Annotated in this window: 13 protein-coding genes; 6 read left to right on the top strand and 7 right to left on the bottom strand. The window is 70.0% G+C overall.

All coding sequences use genetic code 11. The annotated features are described in order from the left end of the window. Positions 1–9 precede the first annotated feature (9 nt). Together add and WJ12_RS32340 are read left to right on the top strand one after the other, a co-directional pair. Positions 10–1,110 (top strand): adenosine deaminase, encoded by a 1,101-nt coding sequence (gene add / locus WJ12_RS32345; protein ID WP_034190601.1) that lies wholly within the window; start codon positions 10–12, stop codon positions 1,108–1,110. Positions 1,111–1,207: 97 nt separating this feature from the next. After that, positions 1,208–1,810, top strand: coding sequence for a hypothetical protein (locus WJ12_RS32340; RefSeq protein WP_226104067.1), 603 nt, complete (start codon positions 1,208–1,210; stop codon positions 1,808–1,810). Positions 1,811–1,865: 55 nt separating this feature from the next. Here the strand turns inward: WJ12_RS32340 and WJ12_RS32335 are convergent, their stop codons facing one another. Together WJ12_RS32335 and pdxR are read right to left on the bottom strand one after the other, a co-directional pair. Beyond that, complete coding sequence (locus WJ12_RS32335) at positions 1,866–4,094, bottom strand: penicillin-binding protein 1A (RefSeq protein WP_059557443.1); 2,229 nt, start codon at positions 4,092–4,094, stop codon at positions 1,866–1,868. A gap of 122 nt (positions 4,095–4,216) precedes the next feature. Next, on the bottom strand, positions 4,217–5,725 hold the full coding sequence (gene pdxR / locus WJ12_RS32330) for a MocR-like pyridoxine biosynthesis transcription factor PdxR (RefSeq protein ID WP_059557445.1): 1,509 nt from the start codon (positions 5,723–5,725) through the stop codon (positions 4,217–4,219). A 123-nt stretch (positions 5,726–5,848) separates the two neighbouring features. Here pdxR and WJ12_RS32325 point away from each other — a divergent pair, with 123 nt between their 5' ends. Then, positions 5,849–6,487, top strand: coding sequence for an FMN-binding negative transcriptional regulator (locus tag WJ12_RS32325; protein ID WP_034190597.1), 639 nt, complete (start codon positions 5,849–5,851; stop codon positions 6,485–6,487). A gap of 62 nt (positions 6,488–6,549) precedes the next feature. Here the strand turns inward: WJ12_RS32325 and WJ12_RS32320 are convergent, their stop codons facing one another. Then, positions 6,550–7,131: a thioredoxin family protein gene (locus WJ12_RS32320; RefSeq protein WP_059557447.1), complete on the bottom strand. Its 582-nt coding sequence runs from the start codon at positions 7,129–7,131 to the stop codon at positions 6,550–6,552. A gap of 226 nt (positions 7,132–7,357) precedes the next feature. Between WJ12_RS32320 and WJ12_RS32315 the strand changes: the two genes are divergently transcribed. Continuing rightward, positions 7,358–8,098: a response regulator gene (locus WJ12_RS32315; protein ID WP_034190595.1), complete on the top strand. Its 741-nt coding sequence runs from the start codon at positions 7,358–7,360 to the stop codon at positions 8,096–8,098. Then, positions 8,095–9,417 carry an ATP-binding protein gene (locus WJ12_RS32310; protein WP_059557449.1) on the top strand — a complete coding sequence of 441 codons (1,323 nt, stop codon included), beginning with the start codon at positions 8,095–8,097 and terminating at the stop codon, positions 9,415–9,417. Before WJ12_RS32315 ends, WJ12_RS32310 begins: the two co-directional genes overlap by 4 nt. An 84-nt stretch (positions 9,418–9,501) precedes the next feature. Here WJ12_RS32310 and WJ12_RS32305 read toward each other — a convergent pair whose 3' ends face one another. From WJ12_RS32305 to WJ12_RS32290, 4 genes are all read right to left on the bottom strand, one after another. Beyond that, positions 9,502–10,113, bottom strand: coding sequence for an alpha/beta fold hydrolase (locus tag WJ12_RS32305; RefSeq protein WP_034190593.1), 612 nt, complete (start codon positions 10,111–10,113; stop codon positions 9,502–9,504). Positions 10,114–10,167: 54 nt separating this feature from the next. After that, positions 10,168–10,902: a metallophosphoesterase family protein gene (locus WJ12_RS32300; protein ID WP_059557451.1), complete on the bottom strand. Its 735-nt coding sequence runs from the start codon at positions 10,900–10,902 to the stop codon at positions 10,168–10,170. A gap of 100 nt (positions 10,903–11,002) precedes the next feature. Continuing rightward, complete coding sequence (locus WJ12_RS32295) at positions 11,003–11,539, bottom strand: GNAT family N-acetyltransferase (protein ID WP_049035485.1); 537 nt, start codon at positions 11,537–11,539, stop codon at positions 11,003–11,005. Between the two features lie 12 nt (positions 11,540–11,551). Beyond that, complete coding sequence (locus WJ12_RS32290; protein WP_059557453.1) at positions 11,552–12,184, bottom strand: LysE family translocator; 633 nt, start codon at positions 12,182–12,184, stop codon at positions 11,552–11,554. A gap of 304 nt (positions 12,185–12,488) precedes the next feature. Between WJ12_RS32290 and WJ12_RS32285 the strand changes: the two genes are divergently transcribed. Further along, positions 12,489–13,682 (top strand): porin, encoded by a 1,194-nt coding sequence (locus tag WJ12_RS32285; protein WP_059557455.1) that lies wholly within the window; start codon positions 12,489–12,491, stop codon positions 13,680–13,682. The last annotated feature ends 43 nt before the right edge of the window (positions 13,683–13,725 follow it).

Genomic DNA, 13,725 nt, shown 5'->3' with positions numbered 1-13,725 from the left:
GAGACTGACATGAAGGGAACACCAGGCAACGTCCCGCCCGCGCGCACGGGCATCGAGATCACGCCGGCCCACCGGGCCTTCTTCCACGCACTGCCGAAGGTCGAGCTGCATTGCCACCTGCTCGGCGCGGTGCGGCACGACACGTTCGTCGCGCTCGCGGCGCGCAGCGGCGCGCCGATCGAGCGCGCGGAGATCGATGCGTTCTACGCACGCGGCGAGAAGCCGGTCGGCGTGCTGCACGTGCTGCGGGCGCTCGACAAGTATCTGCTCACGCAGCCCGACGATTTGCGGCGGATCGCTTACGAGTATCTGGAAGATGCGGCCGCGCACCATGTCCGGCATGCGGAATTCTTCTGGAATCCGACAGGTACGGTGCGCGTGTCGGGCATCGCGTATGCCGATGCGCAGGCCGCGATCGTGACGGCGATCCGCGATGCCGCGCGCGATTTCGGGATCAGCGCGCGCCTGATCCCGAGCATCGACCGCGAGCAGGATCCCGACGAGGCGGTCGAAATCGTCGAGTGGATGAAGGCGAATCGCGCGGACGAAGTCGCGGGGATCGGCATCGACTATCGCGAGAACGACCGGCCGCCGGAACTGTTCTGGAAGGCGTACCGCAATGCACGTGCGGCCGGTTTCCGCACGACCGCGCACGCGGGCGAGTTCGGGATGCCGTGGCGCAACGTCGAGACGGCCGTCGATCTGCTGCAGGTCGATCGCGTCGATCACGGCTATACGATCGTCGACAACCCCGACCTGTGTGCGCGCTATGCGGAGCGCGGGATCGTCTTCACCGTCGTGCCGACGAATTCGTACTATCTGCGCACGCTGCCGCCGGAGCAATGGGCGGAACGGCATCCGATGCGCAAGATGCCGGGCCTCGGGCTGAAGATCCATCCGAACACCGACGACCCGACGCTTCACAAGGTCAATCCGAGCGAAGCGTGGGAACTGATGCTCAGCCATTTCGGCTTCACCGTGGCCGACCTGAAGCAGTTCATGCTGAACGGGATCGACGGCGCGTGGGTCGATGACGTGACGAAGGCTGCGTGGCGCGCCGCATGGGCGCCGGAGTTCGACGCGCTGGCCGCCACGCTCGCGGCGGGCTGAGTACGCGCGCGCACGCTGTTCGGCCGGTAGCTCGACCGGTCGGCGCTTCGTCCGGATGGGTTCAGGCCGTGCCCGGCCGAAGCAGGATGCCGCGCACGTGTCCCGGCGTCTTCCCGGGCCGCTGTGCGCCGCGGGCTGGCATACCTCGGTCGCGTTCGCTATATTGGCGCCCGGCGGCGCCCGATCGTGTCGCCGCCGCCGCGCGCGCCCGCGCCGGCATTCCGACAACAATACGAACGCTGAGAGGCCCGCCGTGCGCATTCCCGTTTTCTGTCTGATGTTGTGCGTCTCGCTGTCCGCGCGAGCCGGCAGTGCCTGCGATGGGCTGCTCGGCGATTACGCGCGGGCCGCCGGCAAACCCGCGACCCTGCGCGTCGAGAAGGCGGGTGACGACTTCGTGCTGCGCGCGCGTGAAGCCGGCCGCTGGAGCGTCGAAACGGCCCCGGCGCAGGTGGCGGAGCTCGATATGGACGGTCCGGAGAAGCCGCCCGCCGACGCGTGCGTGCTCGACGTGCCGGGCGGCCAACTGATCCGGATGCCGATCGGCTCGCCCTATCAGGTCACGTCGATCACCGGCAGCAGTTTCACGACGAAGCATTCGACCACGGGCGTCCTGCTGCTGATCGTGCAAGGCTTTCAGGTCGACGGCATCGAGCTTCATCCGGTCGCGCGCAGCGGCGAGTCGCCGCCGGCGCCGTGACGCCGGTCGCCGGGCGCTGACGACGCGCCGGTAAAACGGGCCGCGGGCGCCGCGATCAGCGGAAGAATCTCAGCCAGTCGAACAGGCCCGGATGCTGCACGCGCCGTCTCGGCGCGGGCGCGCTGCGTGGCCGGAAATCGGGCGAGAACTGCGCGTGCGGATCGATCGCGCGCGCCCGCAGCGCCGCCTCGTAGAACGAGCCGACGATCGGCAGCGCACTGTGCGCGCCCGCGCCCCAGTAGTCGCTGCGCAGCGTCACGCTGCCGTCGTCGAAGCCGACCCACGCGCCGGCCACGAGCTGCGGATGCATCAGGATGAACCAGCCGTCCGCGTTGTCCTGCGTCGTGCCCGTCTTGCCGGCGACGTCGACACGGATCCCGTAGCGCGACCGGATGTCGGCGCCGGTGCCGCGATCGACGACGTCGCGCATCACGTCGACGAGCGTCTGCGCGGCCGGCGCCGGCAGCGCGCGTTCGGGCGGCGCGCTGCCGAACGCGGCCAGCACCTTGCCGTCGCGGTCCTCGATGCGCGTGATCATCTGCGGCGCGACGTACACGCCGCGGTTCGCGATCGTGCCGTATGCGGACACCATCTCCTTCAGCGTCACGGGGCTCGTGCCGAGCGCGAGCGACGGCACCGCATCGAGCGGGCTGTCGCGCACGCCCATCGCGCGCGCCAGCTGCGCGACCTTCGCGGCGCCTTCGTGCTGCATCACTTGCGCGGTGACGCGGTTGCGCGACAGCGCGAGCGCGTCACGCAGCGTCATCGGCTCGCCGGTCGGCGGTTCCGTATCGGTCGGGCGCCACACGGCGCGCCCGTCGACCGGAATGGCGACGGGACGATCGACGAACGTATCGTCGGGCCGCATGCCGTCCGCGAACGCCGCGCCATAGACGAACGGCTTGAAGGTCGAACCCGGCTGGCGCCGCGCCTGCACGACGTGGTCGAACGGCTCGCTGCCGAAATCGGGGCTGCCGACCCACGCGCGGATCGCGCCGTTGCGCGGATCGATCGCGACGAAACCGGCCTGCACCTGCGTCTTGCGTTCGCACAGCGCGCGCATGAACGCGCGGTTGGCACCGAGCTGCTTCAGCGCCGGCACGTCGGCGAGCCCGGTGTCGCGGGCCTGGCGATACTCGGGCGTCTGGCGGATGAAGCCGCGGAACAGGTCGTTGCGCAGCCCGCAGCCGGACGGGCCGCGCCATGCGCCGTCGGCGACCGCCTGCAGCCGCTCGGTCTGCCGCGTCAGCGCCTGCGTGGCCATGTCCTGCAATTGCGCATCGAGCGTCGTGCGCACGACGAGGCCGTCGGCGTAGAGATCGTAGTTGTTGCGGTCGGCCCACGCGATCAGCCACTTGCGCAGCTGTACCGCGAAGTGCGGCGCGAGGCTCGGCTGCGCCGTCTGCGGTTCGAAGTCGACGCGCAGCGGCTGGCGCTGCAGTTTCGCGAGCTGCGGCGGCGTGAGCATGCCCATCTGCGCCATCCGGCCGAGCACGATGTTGCGCCGCTGGACCGCGCGCTCCGGATTCAGCACCGGGTTGTAGTAGCTGTTGCCCTTCAGCATCCCGACGAGCGTCGCGCTTTCCGCGATGTCGAGCTGGTCCGCCGACTTGCCGAAGTAGGTGCGCGCGGCCATTTCGACGCCGTAAGCGTTGTACAGGAACGGCACCGTGTTCAGGTAGGTTTCGAGGATCTCGTCCTTGCTGTACACCGATTCGATCTTGAACGCGGTGATCAGCTCCTTCACCTTGCGCGTGAGCGTCGGCGCGCGGCCGACTTCGTCCGGATACAGGTTGCGTGCGAGCTGCTGCGTGATCGTCGAGCCGCCCTGGCGGTTGCCCGAGAAGGTATGCAGCCCGGCGGCGAGCGTGCGGCGCAAGTCGATGCCGTGATGCGAATAGAAGCGATGGTCCTCGGTCGCGATCAGCGCGTCGACCATGTGCGGCGAGATCTGCTTGAGCGGCACCCATTCGCGGTTCACGGGCCGGAACTCGGCGATCAGCTGGCCGTCGGCGGACAGCACGCGCGCCGGGCGGTCGATGCGCGCCTTGCGGATGTCGCCGATGCTCGGCGTGAACGGGACGAACGCGAGCAGGACCAGCAGGCCCAGCACCGGTATCGCGGCGAGCGTCAGCGCCACGCCGCGCCGCGTCGGATGGCGCAGGCGCTGCAGCACGGCCGCGCACAGCGTGCGCAGGCGCGCGCGGCAGGCGGCGGCGAGCGGTGCGACACGGGCGCGGCAACGGAGCCACGCATCTCGGAGAAACGGCACGAAGCGATTCAAGGCGGCAAGGGCGGATGGAAGACGCGCGATCCTAGCAAACGGCGCCCGCACACCGGCGGCAGAAACGGCCGTTTGCTTGCAGGATTTACAGACGATTACGTTTGTTGCCCGCCGACAACCTTTTAAGGTGCGCGCGGCCGCGATTGCGCCGACGAAACCACGTCCGCGAGCCGTTGCGCGGCGGCTTCCATCTGCGCGCGGTCGAACCCGCCGAAGCCGAGCACGAGCCCCGGGCGGGCCGTGCCGGGCGCGAACATCGGCGACACCGCGCGCACCGCGACGCCGGCCTGCGCGGCACGGGCGACCACGTCGAGATCGTCGATACCTTCGGCAAGCCACAGCACGACGTGCATGCCCTGGTCGCCCGGCTGCACCCACGCGCGTTCGCGCGGCAGCCGCGCGCCGAGCGTGTCGATCAGCAGCGCGCGCTGTTCCGCATACACGCCGCGCACACGGCGGATGTGGCGGTCGAGATGGCCTTCCGCGATGAAGGCGGCCAGCACGTGCTGATCGGCGGTCGGCGCATGGCGATCCATCAGCACGCGCGCGCCGCAGAACGCGGGCACGAGATCCTCGGGCGCGATCACGTAGCCGAGCCGCAGCGACGGAAACAGAATCTTGCTGAACGTGCCGAGGTAGATCACGCGATCGGGGGCGAGCCCTTGCAGCGACGGGAACGGGTAGCCTTCATAGCGCAGCTCGCTGTCGTAGTCGTCTTCGACGACCCACGCGCGCTGCGCGCGCGCCCAGGCGAGCAGCGCGTTGCGCCGCGCCATGCTCAACGGCATGCCGAGCGGGTACTGGTGCGACGGCGTGACGAACGCGGCGCGCGCCTCCGGCGCGAGCCGCATGCCGGCGTCGACGTCGAGGCCGTCGGCGTCGACCGGCACGCGCACCATCGCGTCGCGCCGCCCGGTGCTTTCGAGCAGTGCGGTGATGCCGCGATAGGCGGGATTCTCGACCCATGCGCGGTCGTTGTCGCCGAGCAGCACCTGGCGCGCGAGATGCAGCCCCTGCTGCGTGCCGCTCGTGATCACGACCTGGCCGGCATCGCAGCGCACCGAGCGCGACCGGCGCACGTAGTCGGCGATCGCTTCGCGCAGCGGCAGCGCGCCCTGCGGATCGGCATAGCCGGACGGCGCGCCGGCGCCGCGGGCGCGCAGGCGGTTGCCGAGCCGGCGCCAGATGTCGTCGGGGGCGGTGAGGCCGACCGGCACCGAGATCGCGAACGGCATGGCCGGCAGCGGGCTGAATTCGCGGGCGATCCGCGCGAAGGTGGCGGCGGGCTCGGGCAGGCCGGCGTGCGCCGGGCGCTGGCGTCGCGCGGGCGGTGCGGGCGCGTCGCCGGACGGTGGTTCCGCGAGCGCGTTCGCGACCCGCGTGCCCGCGCCGCCGCGCGACTCGAGAAAGCCCTCGGCGACGAGCTGGGCATAAGCATCGACCACCGTGCCGCGCGCAACCTGCAGCGCCGCCGCTAGCAGCCGCGTGGACGGCAGCGCGTCGCCCGGCCGGACGTCGCCGCGCCGCACGGCGTCGCGCAGCGCCTGCGCGAGCTGACGGCTCAGGTCGCCGGCCGCGCGGTCGAGCGTGCCGAGCGACGGGATTTCGACGATCCGGGCCGTTCTTGCCATGATTCTGGTCTGCTGAAATTGTTCCAAACCGGCTCTACAGCATAAACCAGTTTGAGGTCACAATCGCCGCATGACGGGCCTGCGCCCGCGCCATTTCCCATCCCGTTCGACCGTGGAGCCGACATGTACGTCCCCGCCGATTTCAACGAGCCCGATCCCGACGCGCTGCGCGAGCTGATCGTGCAGCATCCGTTCGGCAGCCTGATCACGCAGGGCAAGAACGGGCTCGACGCGAACCACCTGCCGTTCGAGCTGTTGCCCGACGATGGCGGGCTCGGCGAACTGCATGCGCACGTCGCCCGCGCGAATCCGGTCTGGCGGGACGTCGCGGACGGCGACGAGGTGCTCGTGATTTTCCGCGCCGGCGACGCGTACATCTCGCCGAACTGGTACCCGAGCAAGCACGTCGCGCACCGGCAAGTGCCGACGTGGAACTACGTGGTCGTGCATGCGCATGGCCGCATCACGGTGCGCGACGACGAGAAGTTCGTGCGCGGCGTGGTCGCGCGGCTGACGCGCACGCACGAGGCGTCGCAGCCGGTGCCGTGGAAGATGGGCGACGCGCCGAAGGACTACATCGACACGATGGTGCAGTCGATCGTCGGGCTGCGGATCGAGATCACGCGGCTCGTCGGCAAGCGCAAGCTCGGGCAGAACAAGGCCGGGGCCGATATCCGGGGCGCCGGTGAAGCGCTGGTCGCGGACGGCAACCTCGCGATCGGCGAGGCGATGCTCGCGGCGGCGGACGCGAAACGCACGTGAGCGAGTGAGCGCATGACGGGCGTGCACGCATGTGCAGATGCGCGCCGCGCCCGCCGCGCCGGTCACTGCGTGCGCGTCGCATCCTTCGCCGGTGTGCCGGCCTGCGCGAGCGCCCGGCGGATCGCGGCCTCGGTCTTGTCGTACCCGCCTTCGCCATAGCGCGTATAGACGACCTTGCCGTTCGCATCGATCAGGTACAGCGCGGGCCAGTACTGGTTCCCGTATGCGCGCCACGTGTCGTAGCGGTTGTCCTGCGCGACCGGGTACGAGATGCCGAAGCGCTTGACCGCCTCGGCGACGTTCTTCGCATCGCGTTCGAACGGATATTCGGGCGTGTGCACGCCGACCACGACGAGCCCCTGGTCGCGATACTTCCGGTCCCATTCCTTCACGTACGGAATCGTATGAATGCAGTTGATGCACGAGTACGTCCAGAAATCGACGAGCACGACCTTGCCGCGCAACTGGCCGAGCGTCAGCGGCGCGCTGTTGTGCCAGCGGTCGATGCCGGTGAAATCGGGGGCCGGCGTGCCGGCCAGCGACGCCGGCATGCCCGCGTCGTCGCGGGTGCCGGCGAAGGCGGCGAGCCCGGCCGTGGCGGCGAGGGCGATGACGATGGCGGCGGTCTTGAGTCGGGGCAGCATGGCGTTCTCCTGAGCGGGGTGGCCGCGGCTGGACGGCGGCGGCCGGACGGGTTTCGACAGGCCCCATTAGGCGGCGCCGACGTATCCGCGATGTGTCCGGCCGGCGGCGCGTGTGCAATGTTGTGTGTCGCCGCGGCCGCGCGATACATTGGGATACAAACGCGCGCCTGCCATGCGGTATAACAGCGGACATCGCCTGCCCGAACCACGACACCGACCACGACTCATGGACAAGATCGACCACGTGCTGATCGTCGACGACGATCGCGCGATCCGCGAACTGATCGCGGACTACCTGGAGAAGAACGGCATGCGCGTGTCGCTGGCCGCGAACGGCCGCGAGATGCGCAACGTGCTGGACGACGGCGCGCCCGACCTGATCGTGCTCGACCTGATGATGCCGGGCGAGGACGGTCTCACGCTGTGCCGCGACCTGCGGGCCGGCAAGTTCCGCACGGTACCCGTGCTGATGCTGACCGCGCGCGGCGAGGAAACCGACCGCATCATCGGCCTCGAGATGGGCGCCGACGATTACCTGGCCAAGCCGTTCGCGGTGCGCGAACTGCTCGCGCGGATCCGCTCGGTGCTGCGCCGCGCGCGCATGCTGCCGCCCGGCATGCAGGTGACGGAAACGGCCGAGATGCTCGCGTTCGGCGAATGGCGGCTCGACACGACCGGGCGCCACCTGCTCGACGCCGAAGGCACGCTGGTCGCGCTGAGCGGCGCCGAATACCGGCTGCTGCGCGTGTTCCTCGACAACCCGCAGCGCGTGCTGACGCGCGACCAGTTGCTCAACCTCACGCAGGGGCGGCAGTCCGACCCGTTCGACCGATCGATCGACCTGCTCGTGAGCCGGTTGCGCCAGCGGCTGCGCGACGGCGCGCGCGAACCGCGCTACATCAAGACGCTGCGTAACGAGGGCTACGTGTTCTCGTCGGCCGTGACCGCCGTCGACGGTACGCCATGAGCGCGCGTACGCCGTGGCACTGGCCGCGCTCGCTGTTCGCGCGGCTCGTGCTGATCCTGTGCGTGGGCCTCGCGCTCGCGCAGACGCTGTCGTTCTGGCTCACCGTCACCGAGCGCGACCAGGCGACCACCAACCTGATGATGGGCTATATCGAGCGCGAGGTCGCGAGTTCGGTCGCGCTGCTCGACCACTTGCCGCCGGCCGAGCGCGCCGCGTGGCTGCCGCGTCTCGCGCGGCGCAGCTATGCGTTCATCCTCGGGCCCGGCGAGACGGGCACGCCGCCGGAAGCGCGGCTGTCGGCGCGCGTCGAGCGTTCGATCTCGGACGGCATCGGCGGCGACTACCCGCTGACCGCGAACGCGATCCCCGGCGATCGCGAACATCTGCAGGTGCACCTGCGCCTGACCGACGGGTCGCCGCTGACGATCGACATTCATCCGATGTCGACGGTGCCGCTGTCGGGCTGGCTGCCGGTCGTGCTCGTGCTGCAGCTCGCGGTGCTGGCCGCGTGCTGCTGGCTCGCGGTGCGGCTCGCGACGCGGCCGCTCAAGCAGCTCGCGCAGGCCGCCGACGCGCTCGGCCCCGACCTGAAGGGCGAGCGGCTGGACGAAGGCGGGCCGTCGGAGGTCGCGCGTGCCGCCCGGGCATTCAACGCGATGCAGGACCGCATCGCGCAGTACATGGCCGAGCGCATGCAGATCCTCGCGTCGATCTCGCACGACCTGCAGACGCCGATCACGCGCATGCGGCTGCGGGTCGACGTGATGGACGACGACACGCAGGGCGCGAAGCTGCGCCAGGACCTGATCGAGATGGAGCACCTGGTGAAGGAGGGCGTCGCGTACGCGCGGACGCTGCACGGCACCGAGGAAGCCGCGCGCCGCATCGATCTCGACGCGCTGCTCGACAGCATCGTGTGCGACTACACGGATGCGGGGCAGGACGTCGCGCTGCACAGCCGCGCGCCGCTCGCGCTCGTCACGCGGCCGAAGGCGCTGCGCCGCATCGTGGGCAACCTCGTCGACAACGCGCTGAAGTTCGCGGGCGCGGCCGAGATCGACGTGCAGGCCGCGCCGGACGGCGGCGCGGTGATTGCCGTGCTCGACCGCGGGCCCGGCATTCCGGCCGATCAGCTCGACGCGGTATTCGAGCCGTTCCGGCGCGTGGAGACGTCGCGCAACCGCGACACGGGCGGCACGGGGTTGGGTCTGGCGATCGCGAAGCAACTCGCGCTCGCGATGGGCGGCACGCTGACGCTGAACAACCGGCCCGATGGCGGCGGGCTCGAAGCACGGCTCACGCTGAGGCGCGCGGAGTGAGCCGACGCGGCGCGTGAGCGTCGCGGTGCCGGGTGCGCGCCGAAGCTGAAGCGCGGACGGAAGCGGATGCCGGCGCGCGCAACGTTACGTGCGCTGCAGATGCGCGTCGACGAGCGGGGCGAGCGCTTGCGCATGCACGGCCGCGAGGTCGTGCCGGCCGCCCGCCACGACATGCAGCCGCGCATCGGGCAGCCGTTCGAGCAGGCGCCGGCCGGCCGCGACGGGGCTGATCGGATCGTCGTCGCCCCACAGCAGCAGCGTCGGTTGTGCGATGCGGCCGATGTCCCGCGAGAAGTCCGCGCGGAACGTCAGGAACCAGTCGGGCAACTGCGGGTTCGCTTCGGCGAAGCCGGCCCGCCAGTCCTGCGCACCGAGCCCTTCCATGTCGAGCCCGCCGGACGTGACCGTCAGCACGAGGTGCGTGACGAGCCCGGGCTTGTCGAGCGCCGCGCGCATCGCGATCACGCCGCCCATCGACTGGGCGATCACGGCGGTCGGCCGGTCGATCTTCTCGAGGACATCGCGCACGAGGCCGTCGAAATCGTCGACGGCCGGATCGCGCGGCGTGTCGCCGAAGCCCGGATAGGCGACGATGCGCCGTTCGGCCGGATGCGTGAGCAGGCCGGCCAGCGGCTGCCAGAAAGCGGTGCTGCCCGATGCGCCGGGCAGGAAGAGCAGTTGCGACGGAACGGGCATGGCGTTCGGTTTTCCTGAAAGGGACGTGAAGCAGGGCGGCGCGGCGCGTGCGTCTCAGCACCGGCCGGTGCGCAGCGCGACGGTCCAGTCGTCGCGCCCGCGCGAGGCCGCGGTGACGGCGGCCGTGTGCCAGTCGTATTCGACCGCATGGAATTCGACGCTCCAGCCGGCCGCCGTGCGCGACACCATCGCGTAGCGCGCATGCGGCGAGCCTGTTTCGATGCGGTGCGGATGCGGCAGGTCGTCCTCGTACGCCTGCAGCCCGACGCTGCCCGGGTTGACGATCAGCCGGCCGTCGTCGAGCTTCGCGGTACGCGGCACGTGCGTGTGGCCGCACAGGATCAGCGACGCCGCTTCGTGGCCCGCGCGCCGCGCGACTTCGTCGGGCGTGGCCGCGCGGCAGCCGTCGGGCGTGACCGTCTCGAGGAAGTAGACGAGATCGCTGGCCGGCGTGCCGTGCACCATCAATACGTCGTCGTCGAGCATCATGCGTTCGGGCAGCGCGGCGATCCAGTCGAGCTGGTCGTCGCGCAGCGTGTCGTGCGCCCAGCGATCGGATAGCCGCATCGCTGCGCGGTCGCAGGTGAGCAACTGCCGCTCGTGATTGCCCTTGATGGTCGGCAGATCGAGCGCGATCAGGCGGTCGGCCGTTTCGGCCGGATGGAGCGCGCCCGACACGATGTCGCCGAGATTGACAATCATGTCGGCGCCGCGGCGGCGGACGTCGTCGAGCACCGCGTCGAGCGCGGCGAGGTTGCCGTGGATGTCGGAAAGCGCGGCGATCTTCATGGCGGAGCGTCGATGAGGGGAACGGCGATTGTCGCCAATTCGGTGCGGGTCGTCCAACAATCGCATCATGGCACCGGCGCGCGATGCCGCGTACGGTGCGTCAGTCGGTCGCGAGGCGCGCGTACATCGCGAAATCGCCCGGCGTGCCGCGCACCATCTTGTAGGCGCGCAACAGTCCTTCGTAGCGGTAGCCGCACTTCTGCAGCACGCGCGCGGAGCCCGCGTTGCTGGTCAGCACGACGGCCTGCATCCGCATGAAGCCGCCCGTGGTGAACGCCCATGCGGTGACGGCTTCGCACACGGCGCTCGCGATGCCGCGCCCCCAGTGCGACGGCGCGAGGTCGTACGCGATCTCCGCCGAGCGGTTCACGGTGGACACCGTATGCAGCCCGACCGTCCCGGCGAGCGTGCCCGATGCGGTGTCGACGATCGCGAGACGCCGGATCGAATCCGGGTCGGCCGATTCGATGTTGTCGAACAGCGGCAGCAGATCGTCGGGTGCGCGCAGGTTCCAGCTCGTGTGGCGGAAGACGTCGGGGTTGGACAGGTACGCGTACCACGCGTCGAGGTCCGCGCGGTCGAGTTGCCGGAGCGACAGGCCGGGGAAGCCGGAGCGGGGCGGTCGATCGATTTTCATCGCAACCGGCTTCTATGCCGCATGGCGCCGGTACAGCGCGAGCGACCCGGCGAGCGCGAGCAGCATCGCGCCGCACGTGCGTTCGAGCCACAGCGCACCCGCGCGTTTCAGCAGCCGCACCGCGCGGGCGCCGAGCAGCGCGTAGCCGAACATCACCGCGCCGTCGAGCAGCGCGAACGTGACCGCGAGCGCGACGTACTGCGGCGCGAGCGGCGCGGACGGATCGAGGAACTGCGGCAGGAACGCGGAGAAGAACAGATAGCCCTTCGGATTCGTGACAGCGGTCAGGAAGCTCTTCGCGAAGATCGACGCGTTGCGATCGGGCGCCGCGCCGGCGGACGCGGCGGCGACGTCGAGCGAACCCTTCGACATCAGCAGCCGGATGCCGACATACGCGAGGTACGCGGCGCCGAGCCATTTCACCACCGAGAACCAGAACGCCGATGCCATCAGCAGCGCGCCGAGGCCGAGCGCGACCGCGACGATCAGCACGACGTCGGACAGCATCGCGCCCGCGAAGCCATAAGCCGCGCGGCGCACGCCGTAACGCGAGCCGTTGGTCAGCGCGAGCAGCACGGTCGGGCCGGGTGTCGCGATGCCGACGAACGCGACGGCGGCGAAGATCAGCAGGGTCGTTTCATGCATGACGGCACTCCTGGGGAAAGGGTGCGTTCGATTATCGGGGGCGCCGCCCCGTGCTGTACAGGCGCGGCAGCGATCAACGACGGCCGTGTCGCGACTATCTCGATTTTGGCAAAAAACTGTTGTCATTATTCCGCTTTGGGTCGGAACCGGTTCCAACTACCATGGCGGCCGCAGCGGGCATGCCCGCCGCGTCGTCGCGCGCGGACGCGGCCGGCCTCGCACCGCCGGCGGATGTCGGCGCCCGTGCGCGCTACTCGCAACAGTCAGCCAGAACAACGGGTTCGACGCCCGGAGACATAACATCATGAACAAGCAACTGATCGCAGCGCCGCTGCTGCTCTCGCTCGCGGGTATCGCCGCCGCGCAAAGCTCCGTCACGCTGTACGGCATCGTCGACGCGGGCGTGACCTACCGCAGCAACGAACGGGTTGGCTCGGCGGGGGCGTACACCGGCCATTCGAGCGTCGGTCTCACGACCGGCAACCTGTCCGGCAGCCGCTGGGGCATCAAGGGTTCCGAGGATCTCGGCGGCGGCATGCGCGCGCTGTTCGTGCTCGAGAACGGCTTCGACATCGCGAACGGCACGTCGGGCCAGGGCGGCCGCCAGTTCGGCCGCCAGGCGTTCGTCGGCGTCGGCAGCAACCGCTACGGCACGATCACGCTCGGCCGTCAGTACACGTCGCTCGACGATTTCGTGAGCCCGGTCGGCCCATCGTCGTTCATCGGCGGCTTCGGCGCGCACCCGGGCGACATCGACGATCTCGACCAGACCGCCCGCGTCGACAGCTCGATCAAGTACACGAGCGCGAACTACTCGGGCTTCACGTTCGGCGCGCTGTACGGCTTCGGCGGCCAGCCGGGGAGCATGAAGCAGCGCAACACGTGGAGCGTCGGCGCCGCGTACGCGGCTGGCCCGCTGCGCGTCGGCGTCGGCTACGAGCGCTCGGACAACAGCAAGACGGGCGCGACCGACCCGACGGCCGGCAAGTGGCAGAGCACCGACGACGGCCTGTTCAATTCGTCGATCAACGAAGGTTATGCAAGCGCGCAATCGCAGCAGGTGATCGCGACGGGGGCGACGTACGACTTCGGCCCGGCCGTCGTCGGCGTGAACTACAGCAACGTGCAGTACCGCGGCGGCGCGCAGTCGCTGTTCTCCGGGCATGCGACGTTCAACGTCGCCGGCGTGTTCACGCGCTGGAACGTGCAGCCGCAGACGCAGCTGTTTGCCGGCTACAGCTACACGCGCGGCAGCGACGTCGACGGCATCGACAACCGTGCGCAGTATCACAACGTCACGCTCGGCGCCGTGTACGACCTGTCGAAGCGCACCAGCGTGTACCTGCTCGGCGCGTACCAGCATGCGTCCGGCACGACGCTCGACGCACTCGGCCGGCCGGTGGCCGCGACCGCGTCGGTGTCGGACAAGGCGAACGGTCATTCGTCCGATTCGCGATCGCAGGCGATCGTGAGCCTCGGGCTGCGCCAGAAGTTCTGACGCGGCGATCGTTGCGCGTGCAACGGGGACCGCTGCTGCTACG

Origin of the sequence: Burkholderia seminalis (genome assembly GCF_001718535.1) — a bacterium.
Taxonomy (GTDB): domain Bacteria; phylum Pseudomonadota; class Gammaproteobacteria; order Burkholderiales; family Burkholderiaceae; genus Burkholderia; species Burkholderia seminalis.
The sequence above is the reverse complement of the archived record's forward strand: the minus strand, read 5'-3'. Positions and strand labels throughout refer to the sequence as shown.